The sequence below is a fragment of the Pleionea mediterranea genome (assembly GCF_003148745.1).
Lineage (GTDB): Bacteria > Pseudomonadota > Gammaproteobacteria > Enterobacterales > Kangiellaceae > Pleionea > Pleionea mediterranea.
This window is the reverse complement of record NZ_QGGU01000003.1, coordinates 106252-126639: the sequence shown is the minus strand read 5'-3', so window position 1 is coordinate 126639 and position 20388 is coordinate 106252. Positions and strand designations below refer to the sequence as shown.

22 protein-coding genes and 1 tRNA gene are annotated in these 20388 nt (G+C 43.9%); 11 read left to right on the top strand and 12 right to left on the bottom strand.

Features of this window, described 5'->3' with window-relative positions; genetic code table 11:
• Positions 1–53: 53 nt before the first annotated feature.
• The 3 genes from infA to aat form a co-directional block, all read right to left on the bottom strand.
• Entirely contained in the window at positions 54–272 is a 219-nt protein-coding gene (infA, locus tag C8D97_RS04590) for a translation initiation factor IF-1 (RefSeq protein WP_109762407.1), read from the bottom strand.
• Between the two features lie 179 nt (positions 273–451).
• The gene (locus C8D97_RS04585) at positions 452–1174 is read right to left on the bottom strand and encodes an arginyltransferase (RefSeq protein WP_109762405.1); all 723 of its coding nucleotides are present in this window, start codon (positions 1172–1174) and stop codon (positions 452–454) included.
• A 14-nt stretch (positions 1175–1188) separates the two neighbouring features.
• Positions 1189–1905, bottom strand: a complete 717-nt coding sequence (gene aat, locus C8D97_RS04580) for a leucyl/phenylalanyl-tRNA--protein transferase (RefSeq protein WP_109762403.1) — start codon at positions 1903–1905, stop codon at positions 1189–1191.
• Positions 1906–1979: 74 nt separating this feature from the next.
• On the opposite strand from aat, the gene C8D97_RS04575 reads away from it, so the two are divergent.
• On the top strand, positions 1980–2783 hold the full coding sequence (locus C8D97_RS04575; RefSeq protein ID WP_109762401.1) for a flagellar brake protein: 804 nt from the start codon (positions 1980–1982) through the stop codon (positions 2781–2783).
• Positions 2784–2816: 33 nt separating this feature from the next.
• On the opposite strand, the gene trxB is transcribed toward C8D97_RS04575, so the two are convergent.
• Positions 2817–3770 carry a thioredoxin-disulfide reductase gene (trxB, locus tag C8D97_RS04570; protein WP_109762399.1) on the bottom strand — a complete coding sequence of 318 codons (954 nt, stop codon included), beginning with the start codon at positions 3768–3770 and terminating at the stop codon, positions 2817–2819.
• A gap of 223 nt (positions 3771–3993) precedes the next feature.
• Positions 3994–5112 (bottom strand): alanine dehydrogenase, encoded by a 1119-nt coding sequence (gene ald / locus C8D97_RS04565; RefSeq protein ID WP_109762397.1) that lies wholly within the window; start codon positions 5110–5112, stop codon positions 3994–3996.
• Positions 5113–5251: 139 nt separating this feature from the next.
• Here ald and lrp point away from each other — a divergent pair, with 139 nt between their 5' ends.
• From lrp to serS, 6 genes are all read left to right on the top strand, one after another.
• Positions 5252–5728, top strand: coding sequence for a leucine-responsive transcriptional regulator Lrp (lrp, locus tag C8D97_RS04560; RefSeq protein ID WP_109762395.1), 477 nt, complete (start codon positions 5252–5254; stop codon positions 5726–5728).
• A 227-nt stretch (positions 5729–5955) separates the two neighbouring features.
• Positions 5956–8256 (top strand): DNA translocase FtsK, encoded by a 2301-nt coding sequence (locus C8D97_RS04555; protein ID WP_109762393.1) that lies wholly within the window; start codon positions 5956–5958, stop codon positions 8254–8256.
• Positions 8257–8303: 47 nt separating this feature from the next.
• Positions 8304–8975 (top strand): outer membrane lipoprotein periplasmic chaperone LolA, encoded by a 672-nt coding sequence (gene lolA / locus C8D97_RS04550; RefSeq protein ID WP_109762391.1) that lies wholly within the window; start codon positions 8304–8306, stop codon positions 8973–8975.
• Between the two features lie 61 nt (positions 8976–9036).
• On the top strand, positions 9037–10365 hold the full coding sequence (locus C8D97_RS04545; RefSeq protein WP_109762389.1) for a replication-associated recombination protein A: 1329 nt from the start codon (positions 9037–9039) through the stop codon (positions 10363–10365).
• Positions 10362–10754, top strand: coding sequence for a fluoride efflux transporter CrcB (gene crcB, locus C8D97_RS04540; RefSeq protein ID WP_210204853.1), 393 nt, complete (start codon positions 10362–10364; stop codon positions 10752–10754). Before C8D97_RS04545 ends, crcB begins: the two co-directional genes overlap by 4 nt.
• 52 nt (positions 10755–10806) lie before the next feature.
• Positions 10807–12084 (top strand): serine--tRNA ligase, encoded by a 1278-nt coding sequence (gene serS, locus C8D97_RS04535; protein WP_109762387.1) that lies wholly within the window; start codon positions 10807–10809, stop codon positions 12082–12084.
• A gap of 187 nt (positions 12085–12271) precedes the next feature.
• Here the strand turns inward: serS and C8D97_RS04530 are convergent, their stop codons facing one another.
• The 7 genes from C8D97_RS04530 to C8D97_RS04500 all read right to left on the bottom strand — a co-directional run bounded on the left by C8D97_RS04530 (position 12272) and on the right by C8D97_RS04500 (position 15823).
• The gene (locus C8D97_RS04530; RefSeq protein WP_109762385.1) at positions 12272–12871 is read right to left on the bottom strand and encodes an MlaC/ttg2D family ABC transporter substrate-binding protein; all 600 of its coding nucleotides are present in this window, start codon (positions 12869–12871) and stop codon (positions 12272–12274) included.
• A gap of 48 nt (positions 12872–12919) precedes the next feature.
• Positions 12920–13531: an MlaC/ttg2D family ABC transporter substrate-binding protein gene (locus tag C8D97_RS04525; RefSeq protein WP_109762383.1), complete on the bottom strand. Its 612-nt coding sequence runs from the start codon at positions 13529–13531 to the stop codon at positions 12920–12922.
• A 95-nt stretch (positions 13532–13626) separates the two neighbouring features.
• The gene (locus tag C8D97_RS04520) at positions 13627–13971 is read right to left on the bottom strand and encodes a TusE/DsrC/DsvC family sulfur relay protein (protein WP_109762381.1); all 345 of its coding nucleotides are present in this window, start codon (positions 13969–13971) and stop codon (positions 13627–13629) included.
• A gap of 20 nt (positions 13972–13991) precedes the next feature.
• Complete coding sequence (locus C8D97_RS04515; RefSeq protein ID WP_109762380.1) at positions 13992–14285, bottom strand: DsrH/TusB family sulfur metabolism protein; 294 nt, start codon at positions 14283–14285, stop codon at positions 13992–13994.
• Positions 14282–14635 carry a sulfurtransferase complex subunit TusC gene (tusC, locus tag C8D97_RS04510; RefSeq protein WP_109762378.1) on the bottom strand — a complete coding sequence of 118 codons (354 nt, stop codon included), beginning with the start codon at positions 14633–14635 and terminating at the stop codon, positions 14282–14284. The genes C8D97_RS04515 and tusC overlap by 4 nt, the downstream gene beginning before the upstream one ends.
• A gap of 15 nt (positions 14636–14650) precedes the next feature.
• Positions 14651–15046 carry a sulfurtransferase complex subunit TusD gene (gene tusD / locus C8D97_RS04505; protein WP_170115137.1) on the bottom strand — a complete coding sequence of 132 codons (396 nt, stop codon included), beginning with the start codon at positions 15044–15046 and terminating at the stop codon, positions 14651–14653.
• A 114-nt stretch (positions 15047–15160) separates the two neighbouring features.
• A complete protein-coding gene (locus C8D97_RS04500; RefSeq protein WP_109762374.1) occupies positions 15161–15823 on the bottom strand; it encodes a Bax inhibitor-1/YccA family protein in 663 nt (220 codons plus the stop codon).
• A gap of 203 nt (positions 15824–16026) precedes the next feature.
• Here C8D97_RS04500 and C8D97_RS04495 point away from each other — a divergent pair.
• The 4 genes from C8D97_RS04495 to pgsA all read left to right on the top strand — a co-directional run bounded on the left by C8D97_RS04495 (position 16027) and on the right by pgsA (position 20374).
• A tRNA-Ser gene (locus C8D97_RS04495) sits at positions 16027–16117 on the top strand.
• 916 nt (positions 16118–17033) lie between these two features.
• Positions 17034–17681, top strand: a complete 648-nt coding sequence (gene uvrY / locus C8D97_RS04480) for a UvrY/SirA/GacA family response regulator transcription factor (protein WP_109762368.1) — start codon at positions 17034–17036, stop codon at positions 17679–17681.
• 136 nt (positions 17682–17817) lie between these two features.
• Complete coding sequence (gene uvrC, locus C8D97_RS04475; RefSeq protein WP_109762366.1) at positions 17818–19647, top strand: excinuclease ABC subunit UvrC; 1830 nt, start codon at positions 17818–17820, stop codon at positions 19645–19647.
• 148 nt (positions 19648–19795) lie between these two features.
• Positions 19796–20374 carry a CDP-diacylglycerol--glycerol-3-phosphate 3-phosphatidyltransferase gene (gene pgsA / locus C8D97_RS04470; protein WP_109762364.1) on the top strand — a complete coding sequence of 193 codons (579 nt, stop codon included), beginning with the start codon at positions 19796–19798 and terminating at the stop codon, positions 20372–20374.
• Positions 20375–20388: the final 14 nt, after the last annotated feature.

The window sequence follows — 20388 nt, the reverse complement described above, 5'->3', positions numbered from 1 at the left end:
GTTGCGTAACGATTCGAAAAGATAAATTTACCGGATAGCGGTATTTTACGTATTTATCGAGAACGGAAAATAATACGACCTTTTGATAAGTCGTAAGGTGTCATTTCTACGGTTACCTGATCACCCGTTAAAATTCGAATGTAGTTTTTACGCATTTTCCCAGAGATATGAGCAGTAACAACGTGGCCGTTTTCCAGCTCTACCCGGAACATAGTATTGGGTAATGTTTCCAGAACAGTACCCTGCATTTCAATGTGATCTTCTTTCGCCATTGAGATAAAAAACCTTATCTTATAAGTTCTTTAAAATTTGAGCGCGTAATGATGCCTTAATGCGTCGGAATAATCAAAACAAATTAATCATTTGTAAATTATTTAACCAGATTTCGTGCCAAAATTAAGTCGATTGAGCGTTAATTCTGCCGTCGCCAGTCTATTAATTTATACCGGCTTTAATTTAAACGAACCCAGCGGTTTCCGATATGACAGTCGAGCGGGCGGTATTCTGATTTATACTTCATTTTTTGGCAGTCTTTTACCAGATACCCCAGGTAGACGTATTTAAGCTGTCGCAACTGAGCCTCCTGTATCAAACTCAATATTGCAAATTTGCCTAAACTGTAATGGGCGTATTCCGGATCGTAATAAGTGTAAACAGCAGAAAATCCATTATCCAATAGATCCACCACCGCACAGGCAATGAGCTGAGTACCATCATAAAATGACATAAATTGGGTATGAGCCCAGGGACTAAGCAAAAAGTCTTTGTATTGTTGCTCAGAGGGTGGATACATATCGCCATCACCATGACGTTCGCCGATGTACGCTTCGTAAAGTCGATAGTGCTCCTGACTGTAGGTAGCGGGTTCAAATCGATAATGAAATCTTTGTGCTTTTTTTAGGCAGCGACGTTGTGAACGATTGGCGTTAAATAGATTTACCGGCACTCGGACGGGCACACAAGCCTGACAGGTTTCGCAATGAGGACGGTAGATGTGATTGCCACTACGACGAAACCCTGTTTCACTGAGCCGGGTGTAGAGTTTTTGACTGATGCGTTTTTCCGGATCAAGAAAAACCGTGGTCGCCTGCTCATCACTAAGATAAGAGCAACTGTGCGCCGGGGTTGCGTAAAAAGTCAGTTTTAGTAATTCGTCGTTTGGATCTTGTTGCACCAGATTCCACCCATCTAAAAATTATACAGCTCCGATAATTCTGAAGGTTGCCAGAAATTTGGAGGCACGGTTTGATCTCTGTATTGTTTAAGATAGCTCAGAAACTCTGTTCGGGAAACCTCTTTGGCACCAAGGCTCATCAGATGAGGATTTGGCATTTGGCAATCAATCAGTGGAAATCCCGCTGAACGGCAATGTTGCATCAAGTAAAATAGCGCTACTTTTGATGCGTTGCTGGCTCTGTGAAACATCGACTCACCAAAAAATAATTGACCCAGTGATAGGCCATAAAGGCCACCGACCAATTGTTGTTGCTGCCAGACTTCAACTGAATGGGCTACGCCTTCTTCGTGCAGATTACCATAGGCGGCAATCATTTCTTGTGTGATCCAGGTGGCAGGGCGGTTTGGTGCGGTCTCGGCACAAGCCGTGATCACACCATGAAAATCATGATTCAACGTTACTCTAAAGTTTGCCTGTCGTAATACTTTTCGCAAACTTTTAGACGGTTTGCTGTGCTCCGGAAAAAAGCCTGCTCTTGGATCGGGACTCCACCAGAATACTGGCTCACCAGGATTAAACCAGGGGAAAATACCCTGATAATAAGCATTAATCAGTAATTCATTGGATAACACACAACCAAACCCAAGCAGACCATTAGGATCGTGCAACGCCTGCGTAACATCAGGAAAATCATCGGGTTGTTCAATAAAGGGTAATTCCAACGACATTTTTAACTCATCAGTATTTAAAACAGCTACACTAAATTATAAGTATTTATTAACACAGGTTTTCTATTATACCAATGCGGTTTTCAGATCTTGGCCTAAAAATGGGCGATATTATGCAGTTGCAGATTTCACCGGATTCAGACGCCCGTTATCCGGTGAAACTGATTGGCTTTTTACCTGATTGCAGTGTCATTATTTCTGCGCCTGTCGAGAAACAAAAAAAAGTGGTGTTTCTTAGAGAAGATCAAATGGTGACCTTACGTTTTGTGGTGAATAATGTTGCCAGTGGATTTTCGGCCAAAGTGTTGGTGATGCGCACTTCACCGTCGCCCTATATTCATCTGGCCATGCCAAAACAGGTGGAAGCGGTAGAGGTTCGCTCCGCTGTCAGAGTCAATTGCGACATTGCAGCAACCCTGACCAATCAAACTCAAAACACCCATCCGGCGCGGGTGATTGTCACTAACTTAAGTGTACTTGGCGGACGATTTGAATGCCGCGAACAACTGGCACTGGTGGATGATGAGTTAAGTTTGACCATGACCCTTGAGCTGGATGATATTCAAAAAGTGGTAACTCTAGACTGCCGGGTCAATAACAAGGGTAAACTGGTTGAGCAAACCGGTGAAGATGATGTGGCGGCTAAGCAGAGTGCTGGTTCAGAAAGTAGTGAGCCGACTCAACAAGAATTGTCTCCAACACAACAATCCCGAAAACAACAGTCGGAAAAAACCAATAGCGCAAAACAAGAAACGGCAAAAGATGACAGCGGCACCTACTGGTATGGCTTCCACTTTGTATTTACCGATGATGAAGATCGTTTACTGCTTAAAGCGTATGTGTATCAGGAAATTCTACGATCGTTGCATTTGCTTTAAACAGTAAACGTTAAGAACTAGCAGCTTATGCAGTTAGTTCTGTGAATCAAGAAACTTCTCGGCATCCAGCGCTGCCATACAACCTGCACCTGCAGAAGTAATGGCCTGACGATACACATGATCGGCCACGTCTCCAGCCGCATACACACCTTCAATACTGGTTTGTGTTGCGTTGCCGTCAAGACCTGACTGAATTTTAATGTAACCATTGTTCATATCCAGCTGACCTTCGAACATCTGGGTATTCGGCTGGTGGCCAATAGCAATAAACACACCGTGAACATCCAGCTCTTCGGTTGAATCATCTTCGGTGCTTTTAATGCGTACGCCGGTTACGCCGCTGGCATCGCCAAGAACTTCGTCCAATGTACGATTCCAGTGTAAAATCACGTTGCCGTTTTCAGCGCGATCAAGCAGTTTGTCTCTGAGAATTTTTTCTGAACGCACATCATCACGACGGTGGATAAGATGGACCTCCGAAGCCAGATTAGAAAGATAAAGCGCTTCTTCAACCGCGGTGTTACCACCACCGATCACCGCCACTTTCTGGTTGCGGTAGAAAAAACCATCACAGGTCGCACAGGCTGAGACACCTTTGCCTTTAAAGGCTTCTTCCGATTCAAGACCCAGGTATTTTGCTGATGCGCCAGTGGCTATCACTAAGGCGTCACAGGTGTAACTGCCCGAATCGCCTTTAAGCTGAAAAGGGCGCTGCTTCAGATTAACTTCATTGATGTGATCAAAAATAATCTGGGTACCAAAACGCTGAGCATGACGTTCCATACGCTGCATCAGTTCTGGTCCCTGAACCCCTTCATCATCACCTGGCCAGTTATCGACATCGGTGGTGGTGGTTAATTGGCCACCTTGTTGCATACCGGTAATAATGACGGGATCAAGATTTGCACGTGCGCCATAGACCGCAGCGGTATAACCCGCGGGGCCCGATCCTAATATCAGCAGTTTGTGATGCTGTACTTCGCTCATTGATTGCTCCAAACAGTTTTGTTGAATGCTGGCTAGTGTAATGAGTTCAGATGCAATCGACAATCACAAACCAGCGATTTCTATTATGAAATTTATCGATTACAAAAAAGCCACCGGTATAGGTGGCTTTTTGGGGAGACGTAGTGCGCTCCAACGATTCATAATTTTTTGCATAAATCGCTATTGTATAAACAACTTATGTTTAAACAATTTATGAGTGACATTAAATGCCCAGCGCTTCCATAGGGTCTACAAAAGTCAGATCCTGACTTTCAGCAACGCTTTTGTGCGTCACTTTACCACGATAGACATTAAGGCCATTGCGCAGATGAACATCATCCGCCAAGGCTGCTTTGTAACCTTTGTTTGCCAGCGCGATAATGTACGGCAAGGTGGCGTTGTTCAGCGCAAAGGTTGATGTATAAGGTACGGCACCCGGCATGTTGGCAACACAATAGTGCACAACATCATCAACGATGTAGATAGGATCGTCGTGCGTGGTGGCTTTTGATGTTGCAAAGCAGCCGCCCTGATCGATAGCAACATCAACGACTGCAGCACCAGGTTTCATCTGATGAACCATTTCTTTAGTTACCAGTTTCGGTGCAGATGCGCCCGGGATCAATACGCCGCCAATAACCAGATCGGCCTCAAGGACATGTTGTTCCAAAGCGTCTTTGCTTGAGAATACGGTTTCTACCGAGCTGCCGAATTGAACATTGATACGACGCAGAACATCGATGTTTCTGTCTAATATAACAACTTGCGCGCCCATACCCACAGCGATCTGTGCAGCGTTACTGCCCACAACGCCGCCGCCAATAATGACCACTTTAGCAGGAGAAACACCAGGAACGCCGCCTAACAACATGCCACGGCCTTGTCGGCTTTTTTCCAGACATTGAGCACCGGCCTGTATAGACATACGACCCGCCACTTCAGACATAGGTGCGAGCAAAGGTAGTCCACCCGATGGACCGGTTACGGTTTCATAGGCGATACAAACCGCACCGCTTTTGATTAAGTCTTCGGTTTGTGGCACATCTGGTGCGAGATGCAGATAGGTAAACAGAATTTGACCATCGCGAATGTGCTTGCGCTCTTCAGCCAGAGGCTCTTTTACTTTGACGATCATATCCGCTTCGGCGAATACTTCGGTGGCTTTTTGACGAATTTTTGCGCCGACGGCTTCGTAGTCGCTGTCGGTAAAGCCAATGCCGATGCCGGCATTATGTTCAACGATTACCTCATGACCATGAGCAATCAGCTCACGCACACTCGCTGGCACCATACCAACACGGTATTCGTGATTTTTTATCTCTTTAGGTACACCAATTAACATCACAAGTCTCCAATGACTGAACCTGAATTTCGAAGGCGGAAGTATAATTATTTTTAAACAAAATAGTTCACTTTAATTTTAAAAATAATGGTGTAATATATTGAATATGGCTTTCTAAATAGATAATTAAACTGCTTATATGTCTGATAATGGTCGAATACTCGATAGAATTGATCGTTCTATTTTGCGGGAACTGCAAAAAGACGGACGAATGGCAAATGTTGAGCTGGCAAAACGAGTTGGCCTAAGCGCTACGCCCTGTCTTGAGCGGGTTCGGCGCTTGGAGCAGGAAGGTTTTATTACGGGTTACTCAGCTCGAGTAAGCCCACAAAAGTTGAAGTACGGGCTTCTGGTGTTTGTGGAAATTACATTGGAAAAGACTTCGCCCGATGTATTTCTTGAATTTAAAAGTGCCGTCAAAGATTTACATGAAGTATTGGAGTGTCATCTGGTTTCGGGTGATTTTGACTATCTGGTTAAGGCCAGAGTCGTGGATATGGCGGCGTATCGAACACTGCTTGGAGAAACCTTACTGACACTGCCTGGTGTAAGCGAATCAAGAACCTACGTCGTGATGGAAGAGGTTAAGGAATCTTCCGAAATTCATATTGCCTAAGCTGAGAATGATTTACGGAGTGAATGCCAAGAGCGTGTTATGATATTGGCATTAAACTCGTTATAATTGATTGAAATATAAGCAGTTAGGTGTTGCTTAAGCGTCTGTTCAGCGAACCTGGCTTAATTAATAAAATATAAGAAACCATACAGAAAAAAAATTTATTGCCATAAAAGTAAAAAAGGTAATTTAAGTTGGCTAACAAACAATCCTCAAACAGTACCGCTATGACGGAATCGTCGGCCCGGCTGGCCAGTCCACTCAGCGCACGCATTCGTGAAGCGGTGGTGATCTGTCTTGGCGCCCTTGCGTTGTTTCTATTGTTAGCGCTGGCAACCTACCATCATCAAGATCCGGGCTGGACATATACTGGCAGTGGTGACGTGGTACAAAACTCTGCTGGTAGAGCCGGTGCCTGGCTGGCCGATGTGTTTTTACAATTATTTGGTTATCTCGCCTATGTATTCCCGTTTATGGTGATCTATATGGCGTTTCTGATTTTTCAGGAACGTAAACTGATAGAGCAGCATGACTTTCATTACTGGTTATTACGCGGCAGTGGGTTTTTAATTACCCTGTTAGCCGGAACAGCCATTGCCAGCCTAAATTTTCAGGATCCGTTAATTCAGCCCAGTTATACCTCCGGTGGTGTATTTGGTCAGCTGGTGGGCGATGCATTATTCAGTGCGTTTAATGCCTTGGGCACAACTCTGATTTTACTGGCGTTATTTTTAACGGGCTTTACCTTATTTACCGGCTTGTCTTGGTTTCGGTTAATGGATCAAATTGGCAGTGGCGTGTTGCGAAGTCTGGCTTATCTGATGGCGTGCTGGGAATCCTTTAGAGATAAGCGCAGCGAACAAAAAGCTTATCAGGAAAAACAGGAAACCCGTAAAAAAGCCATTCAGGTATCGAAAGAAAAGCAGGAGTCGCGTAAACCCATCAGAATTGAGCCGGTGGTCAGCAAAATTGAGCCCAGCAGTCGCGCGGTAAAAGAAAAGCAGCAAAAGTTGTTTGATGAGCCCGTGGTCGGCGAATTGCCACAAATGGACTTACTCGATGAACCAGAGCCGGTTAAGCATCCCATTTCACAAGACTCGCTGGAGGCCATGTCCCGTTTGGTGGAACTGAAGCTTGCTGATTTTGGTGTTCAGGCTGAAGTGGTCGCGGTAAATCCTGGCCCTGTTATTACCCGTTACGAGCTTGATTTGGCTCCAGGGGTGAAAGTCAGCAAAATTACCAATTTGTCGAAAGATTTAGCCAGAGCATTGGCCTCGGTCAGTGTTCGTGTGGTTGAAGTGATCCCCGGCAAGCCTTATATCGGAATTGAATTGCCGAACGAAAATCGCGAAATGGTGCGATTAAAAGAAGTGGTTGGTTCGAAAGAATTTGATTCATCCCGTTCAAACTTAAGTATGGCTTTGGGTAAGGATATTTCAGGCAATCCCATTGTGATTGATCTGGCAAAAATGCCGCACTTGTTGGTGGCTGGTACCACAGGTTCAGGTAAGTCGGTGGGGCTGAATGCCATGCTGGTGAGTATTTTGTATAAATCAACGCCTGACGATGTTCGATTTATTATGATCGATCCCAAAATGCTGGAATTGTCGGTGTACGACGGTATTCCTCATTTGTTGGCCCCAGTTGTAACCGATGTTAAAGAGTCCGCCAATGCGTTGCGCTGGAGCGTCGCCGAAATGGAGCGACGTTATCGCCTTATGGCCGCCATGGGGGTGAGAAACCTGGCTGGGTTTAATCGCAAAGTGAAGGACGCGATAAAGGCGGGTACGCCACTTAAAGATCCTATCTGGACAGAAAGTGACGACATGCTCGATGAAGCTCCAGAGTTAGAAACACTGCCGCAAATCGTCATTGTCATTGATGAGCTGGCAGACATGATGATGATAGTGGGTAAAAAAGTTGAAGAGTTGATTGCCCGTATTGCGCAAAAAGCCCGTGCGGCAGGTATTCACCTGATTCTTGCAACACAACGACCTTCGGTTGATGTTATTACCGGCTTAATAAAAGCCAATGTACCTTCTCGAATTGCTTTTCAGGTTTCATCACGCATCGATTCACGAACCATACTCGATCAGATGGGGGCGGAAAATCTGTTAGGTCAGGGGGATATGTTGTACTTACCCGCGGGCAAAAATATTCCTGAGCGGGTTCATGGCGCTTTTGTCGACGATGATGAAGTTCATAGAGTAGTAGCCGACTGGCAAAAACGTGGCGACCCCGACTTTGAAGAAGCAATAACCAGTGGCGTGTCTGAAACGGAAATGATGGGCATTCCAAAAGGCAGTGAAGAAGAAGCATCTGCCGAGCGGGACGAACTCTATGATCAAGCTGTGCAAATTGTTACCGAGTCACGACGCGCTTCTATTTCTGGCATACAGCGCCGGTTAAAAATAGGTTACAACCGGGCAGCCAGAATGATTGAGGAAATGGAAGCGGCTGGTGTGGTGACCGAAATGCAGTCAAACGGTATGCGAGAAGTTATTGCACCACCGCCGCCAAAAGTTTAATGATTCCATTTGTTGATGCGAATTAATTTTAGTGAATTGAGACGATAATGTTAAAAAAGTTAATGTTGAAAAAGTTACTGTTAAAACCTTTGTTGTTAAAAGCTTTACTGTTGATGAGTTTTTCTTTCAGTGTTAAAGCGTCCGATGTGGAAGCTCTGGTTGAAATTACCCGGGCTATTGAGAATTATCAGGCAAAGTTTGAACAAAATATTCAGGACCAGTTCGGCAATAGCAAAGATAAATCTTCCGGTCACTTTATCATTCAAAAGCCATTTAAGTTTGTTTGGCAAACAGAATCACCGTTTGAGCAAAAAATCGTTTCCAATGGTGAAACGCTTTGGACTTTTGATCAGGATCTGGATCAGGTCAATATTCAAACATTGAATAAAGCCATGGGTAATACTCCAGTATTTTTACTTGGCGCAAACGCTGAGACCTTGCAAAAAACCTTTAACGTAAAGCAGTTAGTCAGCGGCGATGATGCAGCAAAAACCTTTGAGTTAACGCCGGTTGAGCAGGGGTATGCTTTTGAGCGCATGCTGGTGTTGTTTAAACAGGGTAAGTTAAAAGAGATTTTATTGTTAGACACTTTAGGTCAGAAAACCATTGTTGAGTTTTCCGAATCCACTCAAAATGAAGCTCTTGATACTTCCGTTTTCGAGTTTACTGTGCCTGAAGGTGTTGATGTAGTGGACTCCAGGCAAAAAGAAGCTCCTTAGTTTGCGTTATAGTTGATATCCACAGCGTTATTAAAAAAGTTATTGTTAATTCCAAACTCCTATGAATGATCTGTTCCAACAACAGCAACCTTATCGGCCCTTGGCCGATAGAATGCGTCCGCAAAAGCTCAATGAATACATTGGTCAATCGCATTTACTGGGCGAGGGTAAGCCTTTGCGTAAAAGCATTGAAAATGATCAATTGCATTCAATGATTTTGTGGGGGCCTCCGGGGGTAGGAAAAACCTCATTAGCTCGTTTGATTGCTGAAGAAACCGCATCAAATTTTATAGCCATGTCTGCCATCATGAGTGGCGTAAAAGAGATTCGTTCTGCGGTTGAGCAAGCGCGTCAATCGCAGGGGCACGGCAATAAAACGTTACTGTTTGTCGACGAAGTACATCGATTTAATAAATCTCAGCAAGATGCCTTTTTGCCTTATGTGGAAGACGGTACTTTTGTATTTATCGGAGCGACCACAGAAAACCCATCCTTTGAGCTGAATAATGCGTTGTTATCTCGAAGCCGGGTGTATAGACTCACCAAGTTACAGGACGATGAGTTGAGTCAGTTGGTGGATATGGCGTTGACCGATGACAATCGCGGACTGGGTTCCCTGAACATTCAAATCGCAGATGATGCCAGAGAATTACTGATCAAAGCCTGTGGTGGTGATTCCCGTCAGCTATTGAACTTTCTTGAAATAGCGTCTGATTTTGTGGGTGATACGCAACCGGTTGAAATTAATAAACCGCATATTGCTGAAGTCATTGGTGATAGGGTGCGTCACTTTGATAAGTCGGGCGATGTTTTTTATGAACAGATTTCGGCCTTACATAAGTCGGTGCGTGGCTCAGATCCTGATGCGGCATTATATTGGTTTTGCCGTATGCTCGATGGGGGTTGTGATCCTTTGTACATTGCCCGACGGGTTGTTCGAATGGCCAGCGAAGAAGTTGGTAATGCTGATCCAAGAGCGCTGCAGCTGGCATTGAACGGCTGGGAAGTGCAAGAAAAACTCGGTTCACCAGAAGGTGAGTTGGCCGTTGCTCAGGCGATACTTTATACCGCCAGCGCTGCCAAAAGTAACGCCGTGTATAAAGCCTACGGCCAGGCGAGAAAATTCGTTCTGGACGATGCCGGTCATGATGTTCCAGTGCATTTAAGAAACGCGCCATCAAAATTAATGAAAGAACTGGGGTATGGTGTCGCCTACCGTTATTCACATGATGAACCAGGAGCCTTTTCTCCCGGTCAACGCTACTGGCCAGATGACGTTCCCGAACAGTCATTTTATCAACCGGTTGATCGAGGGTTGGAAATCCAGATAAAACAAAAGCTGGAAAACTTGGCGCAACAGCAAGCGTCTGCCAAAGGTAAGGGTAAGTGAGCGGACAGGGTATTATATTATTAGCTGTTGCCATCGGCAGTGCCGCTGGAGGAGTGCTGCGGTATTTAGTCAGGGAGTGGTCGGTTTATTGGTTCTCATCAAGTTTTCCATACGGTACCTTAATCGTAAATGTTGTCGGTTGCTTAGTGGCCGGTTGTTTATTGAGCTATTGGCAACAAACCATGGTGTCGCCGGTGGCAAAAGCCGCACTGATGGTTGGCTTTTTAGGTGCCTTAACCACTTTTTCGTCCTTCTCGGTGGATACCTTATTGTTAATAGAACAGCAAAAACTACTCAAGGCACTGTTAAATATTGCACTAAATATGTCTTTAAGCTTAATTGCGGTTTTTTTAGGTGCCTGGATTGGTGGTAGAATAGGGCAAGCCTGAAACACGATTTACCCGTTAAAATAATTTCAGATAAAAATACCAAAGGTTTCACATGATCGATCCAAAATTGTTAAGAAATGATCTCGATGCGGTAGCGGCAAATTTAGCGCGTCGTGGTGTTGCACTTGATAAACAAGAAATAATCAGTCTTGAACAAGAGCGAAAAGCGATTCAGATTAAAGCCGAAGAGCTGCAGAACCAGTCCAAAGTGAAATCGAAAATGATTGGTCAGCTTAAAGCCAAAGGTGAAGATGCACAGCCAGTGCTTGATGAAGTGGCCTCTTTAAAGCGACAGCGCGAAGAAGCTGAAGCCAGTCTTAAATTGGTTCAGGAAAAGTTGAGCGATATTCATTATTCAACGCCTAATCTGATTGATGACTCAGTTCCTGATGGCAATAATGAAGACGATAATCAGGAAGTCCGGCGTTGGGGTGAGCCTCGACAATTCGACTTTGAGGTTAAGGATCATGTTGAACTGGGCGAAATGGATAAAGGACTCGATTTTGCTGCTTCTGCTAAGTTAACCGGTTCCCGTTTTGTGGTTATGCGTCACCGCATGGCACGACTGCACCGGGCGCTGATCCAGTTTATGCTGGATGTGCATACCAGAGAACACGATTATCAGGAAGTCTATGTTCCCTATATGGTTAATCGTGACAGTTTAATGGGCACGGGTCAGCTACCAAAATTTGAAGAAGACTTATTTGCCGTGAAAGGCAGCACTCAGGATGACCGTCCGCTGTATTTAATTCCAACGGCGGAAGTGCCAGTGACGAATTTGGTACGCGATGAAATTGTTGACTTAAAATCTTTGCCGCTGCGCTATGTGGCGCATACACCCTGTTTTCGATCAGAAGCCGGCTCTTATGGAAAAGACGTTAAAGGACTTATTCGTCAGCATCAATTTGAAAAAGTTGAACTGGTGCAAATTGTCCATCCGGATAACTCCATGCAAGCGCTGGAAGAATTGACCAGCCACGCTGAAAATATTTTAAAACTACTTGGATTGCCTTTCAGAACAGTGATTTTGTGTTCGGGTGACATAACTTTTGGTGCCACCAAAACTTACGATCTTGAAGTCTGGTTACCGGGTCAGCAAGCTTACCGTGAAATTTCTTCTTGCAGTAATTTGGGTGATTTTCAGGCGCGACGTATGCAGGCTCGGTATCGTGATTCGGGCAAACCTGAGCTGGTGCATACATTAAACGGTTCGGGTCTTGCCGTTGGCCGTACATTAGTCGCCATCATGGAAAACTATCAACAGGCTGACGGCTCTATTGAAGTGCCAGAAATTTTGCGACCTTATCTGGGTGGTGATGTTTCAATCTAATGGATTGCATTTATTGAATCGATGATTATAAAAAAAGCGCCTTACAACGGCGCTTTTTTTATATGATTAGTGAAGCTTATAAATGGTAAAACTGTCATCAATTAAACAGTTATGGATAGGGAACAGTAATGGATAAGCGTTTTAAAAAAAACTAGCCTATAAATTGAAGAGTTAACACTTTAATATTTTAAGGTGTCGATTCCGTTTTGGTTTCAATTTTAGCCAACAGTGCATCGAAGCCTTCCGATACATCAACACTTTTTAATTGTTCTCGGTAGTTCTGTAAAATTTTAATACCTTCAATGGAGACATCAACCACTCGCCAGTCAGGGTAATGATCCATTAACTTAAGCGTGTAAATAATACTGAATCGTTCCTGTTGTTTCGAAATCAATTCACTGTACACCCAGGCTGTTTTGCCAGAGCTTGAGTAGTTGGTTTTTATAAAATGAAATTTATGGCCGTCATAATTTGCGAGCCCGTTGGCGTAAGTGTTGATTAAATGATCAACAAACGCATCGGTGAATCTTTGTTGTTGACTGCCGCTTAAGGTTGGCCAGACTTTTCGTGTAAGCAGCCGTTTACCAAGTCCCAGAGTGTCTACCAGTGGTAGCAAGTTTTCTCGCACGATAGCAGGGGCCAAAGTTTCATCAACCGCCAGCTGTTGTTTGTTTTGCTCCAATAACTCAATTATATTGTCGGCGGCTTGTTGCAATAATTGCTGAGGATCGGAAGCTTTTGCAACCGATCCAAATAACAACAATGTGACCAGAGTGATGAATCTCATAATTTTTCCTGATTATTTTGTTATTGGCTATTCATCAAATCTGAATGATTACTTTAACTCAATTTCATTATTGGCCAGCTTTTTAATGACGGAATCAAGGCCTTCCTGTTTAATTTGTTGTGCAAACTGGTTGCGATAACTGGTAGCCATACTGATGCCTTCAATACGTACATCAACAACACGCCACTCGTCCATTCCTTTAGGTTTTTTCAGATAGTAATCAATTTTTACCGGCTCGCCTTTTTGTTGCTTCATCTGGCTTTTGACTCGGGCGGCGTCTTTTGCTTTGTTGTATTCAGTATCTTCAAACTCGAACGTCTGACCGTCGTATTGTGCCAGGCCTTTTGCGTAGGTATCGATAACCAGATCAACAAACTTTTCTACAAATATCTTTTGTTGATCAGCGGTTGCGTTATTCCACTCTCTTGCCAGTACACGTCGTCCTAATGCTTCTTGATCGATAAAGGGTACCAGTTCATTTTTCACCAGATTTAGAGCGATGCTTTGGTCATTCGCCACTTTATCCTTATTTTCAGACAAGTAATTGGTGATGTTATTGGCGACCTCTTGCAGCATGCTTTTGGGGTCGGTTGCCGCATCGGCGAAGGTTGTTGTAACGGTTAGTAATAAAGCAACAACAGAGTTAACGATGTATTTCATGGTGTTTCCTTGAGTATTAAACGGTTTTATATTGTTTATGTGGGGTATTATACGGCATATTAAAGTGATTTTTATTAATTCAAGCTGAACAATCGTTAAATACAGCGTTTAGGTTTAGGTAAACCAGCTATTTTGGTCGCTTGCTTGGCCGGACCTTTTGGGAATAGTTTATAAAGATAAAGACTGTTGCCTTTGTCTGCGCCCAGTTCTTTAGCCAGGTATTTTACCAGAGGCCTAATTGAGGGACTGGTGTTGTAGGCTTCATAAAAGCGTCGAACGTAATGAACCACTTCCCAATGATCGCTTGTTAGCTCAATATTTTCATTTGCGGCAATAACAGGTGCCAATTCTTCTGACCAGTTATCAGCATTCAGTAAATAGCCTTCTTTATCCACCTTTATATGAGCGGGTAAATTGGTTTGGCTTATGTCATCGGTCATGTTACTGCTCTTGTGATTGCTCAGACTTGTTGAGTTGTCCATGTGATGGATTTATCAAACAATATTGTTATATCCACCATTGCTTCATAATCATTCAGCCATTCTACCTGTTTGCTGGTTGTTTCGACGCCTCTTACTTTAGCATCGGTGCTTAATGCATATACTGGGTAACCTAATGATTCCAGTGACAGGGCATGTACCAGATAAAGAGCATCCTCAATGAGTAATATCGCGTCGTCTTCACTAAACCATTTGGCTTGCTCATTGAGGGTTTGTTGATTAATACGGCGATTAATAATATGCAGGCAACTCATAAGCAAAATACTCTATCTTGCTGGTTGATTAACCTTGATATTGCTTCGTCGTTCAGTACTGAGGCTTCTACCATTAGCTGATCTCTGGTTAATTGCTCTGTGTCTAATGCATTTTCGGAGACAAAAAGTTGATCAATATCGTATAAATCAAGCCCGGTATAGAGCCTGGTAAATTCTTTTAACCCTGCCAGCTTGGCAAATTGATCGGTTTTTAACTGCCATACACCCTGGCCAGTAAACAGTAGACTGACAGTATCATCAAATGTTGCGTGTGCCAGGGCCATATCGAGGGATTCTTTTCCGATATCACTGCTATAGGGCGGTTTGTTCAGAATAAATAATAGATTCATTGGGCTCGATATCACTCAGGAAAAGTGCAGACTTTTATCGGAATTGGCAACGGCTTCTACCCAGGCGCCAAGTCCGGCAATTTCGTAAGGGCTGGTGACATTAAATGACGACTTTCCGGAGAGTTCGCTGTCTTCTCTGCTCAATATGCCACGCTTTGCAGCGGCAGAGACACAGGCTTGCAGTTTAAAGCCGTGCTTCTGTGCCAGTTCTCGCCAGTGCTGGTGGGGGTGTGACTCATCATTCGCAGGATGCATCAGTTGATTGGCAACATAGCTGCCATCACCGTATAAGAACACAGATGTTACCTGATGCCCTTTGCTGTAGAGCGCATCGACAAAACACTGTGCACTGTGATGTGCTTGAGACGTGAAGGGCGAGCCGGTCACCAAAATTGAAAAACGTGTCGTCATTGAGCGTGTCATCGAGAGAGGCTGTTGATAAACAAAAGAGTGAGCGCAGTTTACCATATTGGCAGGAACAAAAAACCCGGCATAAAGCCGGGCTTTGTACGATTTTGGGTAGAATTAATCGTCGCCAGAAAATGACATTAATATGCTCAGTAAACTGACAAAAATATTGTAAATGGAGACAAACAGAGTAACGGTTGCCATCACATAGTTGCGCTCACCACCGTGAATAATAGCGCTGGTTTGATACATGATAATCATGGATGAAAACAGAATGAAAGCACCCGATATAGCCAGACTAAGTGCTGGAATGTTAAAGATAAGGTTAGCAATCATACCGACAATCAACACCCAGAAACCGGCCATCAATGTGCCTGCCAAAAAGCTCATATCTTTACGAGTGATCAACACATAGGCCGATAGACCGAAGAAGGTTAAACCTGTACCACCCAGTGCCGTCATCAAGACTTGAGGGGCATTAGCGGATACAAAGCCTATGATTGGCCCGAGAGTGTAGCCCATGAAACCCGTTAATAAGAACACCAGAGCAATGCCCGCACCGCTGTTCTGGGTTTTATGGATAGCAAATAGAAGCCCATAAAAACCAACCAGAGTGATAATTATTCCCGGGTGAGGTAATTGCATAACCGCAGCTAGGTAAGCAACGAAGGCACTAAACGCAAGCGTTAAGCCCAGTAGCATATAAGTGTTCTTTAAAACTTTGTTGACTTCAATGGCACTCGAGGCCGAGCGATCAAGCGTATTAACATTGTGTTCCATAGGGTTTTTCTCCAAAAATTCAAAACCTTAATTGAATATTAAGACTAATATATCAAATTATTGTTCCCGAACAAGAACAATTGTGTTTCACATTGTTTTAATATTGGGATTGAATAAAGCTTATTCAATTGTTAGCTATTTAAAATTTTTTTTAGTGAAGTACTTGATTCTGAGCTTTTTTCTAGTATTATTCGCTTCCTCGCGGAGGGATGGCAGAGCGGTTGAATGCACCGGTCTTGAAAACCGGCATGGGTTAATAGCCCATCTAGGGTTCGAATCCCTATCCCTCCGCCACTAATTTTAAGAAAGCACCTACGACAGGTGCTTTTTTTATGCCTGAAGGAAAGCACAGACGTTATGGATAGGGGTGAGAAGCCTAGCCGGTTCGACAAAATTGTCAGGAACAATTTTGAACATCGGAGGCACGACGATGGCCCGCAGGGCGTAGCGCAGGATGCGCGGAGTAATCCCTATCCCTCCGCCACTAATTTTAAGAAAGCACCTACGACAGGTGCTTTTTTTATGCCTGAAGGAAAGCACAGACGTTATGGATAGGGGTGAGAAGCCTAGCCGGTTCGACAAAATTGTCAGGAACAATTTTGAACATCGGAGGCACGACGATGGCCCGCAGGGCGTAGCGCAGGATGCGCGGAGTAATCCCTATCCCTCCGCCACTAATTTCAAGAAAGCACCTATGACTGGTGCTTTTTTTATGTCTGAAGGAAAGCACAGGCGTAATAGATAGGGGTGAGAAGCCTGGCCGGTTCGACAAAATTGTCGGGAACAATTTTGAACATCGGAGGCACGACGATGGCCCGCAGGGCGTAGCGCAGGATGCGCGGAGTAATCCCTATCCCTCCGCCACTAATTTCAAAAAAAGCACCTATGACAGGTGCTTTTTTTATGTCTAAAGGAAAGCACTGATGCAAACGGAATGCAGGGAGCTGCTTGGCGGGTATGGCAAAATTGTCGCAATATTATTCAGACTATTGATATATAGGATATTTTTAGTTTGACGCAGCACTAATATCTGACTTTTATTGATTGCCTTATGGGATGAAAGTGGTAAGCTTATTTTACCAACGATACTGGCGAAACCGGTTTTTACAGTAGGCATTTTGTTTAAATAGATGTTTTCTACGGTACAGGCAGGTAAGAAGTGTCAGAAGGATTTTAACTCAAGCATAATTAATAAGAATGAGGTGGAGAGTTGATCAAGGTACTGATTGTTGACGATCATGATCTGGTCCGAACAGGGATAACCCGTTTGTTAGGGGATATTCAAGGGATTTCTGTGGTAGGTGAAGCCGCCAATGGTGAAGATGCTATCTCTAAGTCTCGTGAGTTAAACCCTAATGTGATTTTAATGGATGCCAATATGCCGGGCATAGGTGGACTCGAAGCCACCCGACGTCTAATTCGATATGATCCGGATGTTAAAATTGTTGTGGTGAGTGTGCATGCTGATGAGCCGTATCCTTCACGTTTTATGCAGGCGGGTGCTGCAGGCTATCTCACCAAAGGCGCAGATATAGAAGAAATGGTTATTGCCATTCGTCAGGTTTCTCGTGGAAAGCGTTATTTAACCCCTGAAATTGCCCAACAGATGGCCTTAAAACGGTTCGATGATAACGACGAAGATCCGTTTGATATTCTTTCGGAGCGGGAAATGCAGGTAATGATGATGATTACCCAGGGACAAAAGGTGCAGCAAATTTCCGATAAGCTTTGCTTAAGCCCTAAAACAGTCAACAGTTACCGTTATCGATTGTTTGAAAAGTTATCCGTGGATAATGATGTTGAGTTGACCCATCTGGCGATCCGACATGGCCTTATCAGTGCCGAAAATATGAAATAATGGATTTTCTTTATTTTGATTGATGCTTGATTGAATGTCGGTTGAGCATCTGTCTTTAAAGAAAAGACATGTTGCGACTAAAATGGCTTTTTAGTATTTACTCTCAAATTGCCTTCTTTAAATACTCTCTTATCTTATGACATCCAGTAACGATCCTGCCTTTGACATAGAATCTTTCCTTAAGCAGTTAACGCCTTTGCCAGGGGTTTATCGAATGCTGGATTCTGATGAGCAGGTCATTTACGTTGGCAAAGCGAAGAATCTGAAAAAACGCGTCACCAGTTACTTTAATAAATCTGATCTGTCGATCAAAACTCAGGTGATGGTGAAGCAAGTATGCAGTATTGAATTTACGGTGACCAATACTGAAACCGAAGCCCTGTTACTGGAAAATAATTATATTAAACAGCTTCGGCCCCGATACAATGTGCTATTTCGGGACGATAAAACTTATCCCTATATTTTTCTATCCGGCGGAGATTACCCAAGGCTTGCCTATCATCGAGGGGCAAAAAAAGAGAAGGGCGAGTATTTTGGTCCATTTCCCAGCTCGGGGGCTATTCGACAAAGTTTATCCTTATTGCAAAAACTGTTTAAAGTTCGTCAATGTGAAGATTCGGTGTTTAAAAATCGTTCAAGGCCCTGCTTGCAATATCAGATTAAGCGCTGCACGGCGCCTTGTGTTGGTTATATATCGAAGCAAGACTACGATAAGGATGTGGAGCTGACACGTTTGTTCTATCAGGGCAAAAGCGAACAGGTAATGCAGCAATTGCAACAACGAATGGAACTCGCCTCGGAGCAACTTGAGTTTGAGCAGGCGGCAGAATTTCGCGATCAAATCATAAATATGCGCAAAGTGGTCGAGAAACAGGTGATTTCTGGTGCCAATGCGGATGTGGATATTTTTTCTTTTGCGGTTAAAGCCGGTATTGCCTGTGTGGTGGTGGTGTTTATACGACAGGGGAAAGTACTGGGAAGCAAACAGTTTTTTCCAAAATTCAGCAGCATTAATTCAGAAAGTGAGTTAGTGGAATCCTTTATTGTTCAGTTTTATCTGGCTAATCGTGAAATTCCCAGAGAAGTTATTGTTGGTCATCCCGACAGCGATATCGAATTGTTAAGTGCAGCCATAAACGAAGTGGCCGATCGACGGATAAGAGTCACCCATAAGGTACGTACCAATCGTGCCGACTGGTTAAAGCTTGCGGAGTCCAATTGTCAGCAGGCGTTAAGTAGCCGGTTGAGTCAGAAATCAGCGCAAAGCCAGAAGTTACTGGAACTGCAAAAGTCGTTAAAGTTAAAGCAACGACCTGCTCATATGGAATGTTTTGACATTAGCCACACCATGGGAGAGGGAACCGTGGCTTCCTGTGTGGTATTTAAAGAGGGTACGCCAGAGACCAGCCTGTATCGTCGGTTTAATATTACCAAGATAACCCCAGGTGATGATTATGCGGCGATAGAGCAAGCGGTATCTCGCCGTTACGCACGATTATTAAAAGAAGAAAAGTTATTGCCGCAACTGGTATTAATCGATGGCGGAAAAGGGCAGCTAAAGTCTGCTCAACGAGCACTGGATGAGCTAGGCCTTAAAGAGATTGTTTGTATTGGGGTTGCCAAAGGTGTGGAGCGCAAGCTGGGTATGGAACAAATCTTTTGGCCGGGGGAAAGCGTTGCTCAGGTTTTGCCTGAACATTCCATGGCGCTACATTTGATCCAGCACATTAGAGATGAAGCTCATCGATTTGCAATAGCAGGTCATCGTGGCCGGCGGGGTAAAGCGCGTACTAAATCCTGGCTTGAAGAAATCCCCGGTGTTGGGCCTAAAAAGCGCCAGGCCTTGTTAAAGCATTTTGGTGGTTTGCAAAACATTGAAGCCGCAGCACTGGCAGATATAAAAAAGGTTGATGGAATTAATACACATCTGGCTGAAAAGATTTATAATTACCTGCATGAAAACTGAGGGCAGTTTAAGCAACAGGATTTTAATATCATGCTTATAACAATTTGTCCGCCAAATGTGATCGCCATCAAGAAGCATCAGTGACATGCTTTGTAAGCTTTGGCATCTCTCTATACTCTAACAAAATACAAAGAAAACTGATCAATTAATGAATATTCCTAATATCCTGACCTCGTTCCGTATTTTAATGATCCCGGTGTTTGTACTGGTTTTCTATTTGCCAGTTGAGTGGAACTATAAGGGCGCAGCCATCATTTTTGCGGTTGCAGGATGGACCGACTGGTTTGATGGCTATATAGCACGGCGTTTTAATATGACTTCGCCACTGGGTGCGTTTCTTGATCCGGTGGCGGATAAGTTAATGGTGGTTATTTCCATTGTGCTTATCGTTGAGCTTTATGAGACACCCTGGGTTGCTGTACCTGCGTTGGTTATTATTGGTCGTGAAATTACCATAACAGCCTTGCGGGAATGGATGGCTGAGTACGGTAAAAGTGCTAATGTGAAAGTGTCATTTATTGGTAAAGTAAAAACGCTATGGCAACTGGGTGCTATATTCTTTTTAATTCTTGGTGGCGCTCAACCCTCGTTAGTCGATGTATTTGGTTATCCGTTGTTTGTAATACTGGGGTATTTCTCGTTGTATGTCTCGGTAGCGTTAACATTATGGTCCATGTATATCTACATAAAAGCGGCTTGGCCCTACTTGACATCGAAAGAATTATAAGGATAATTCCGGTT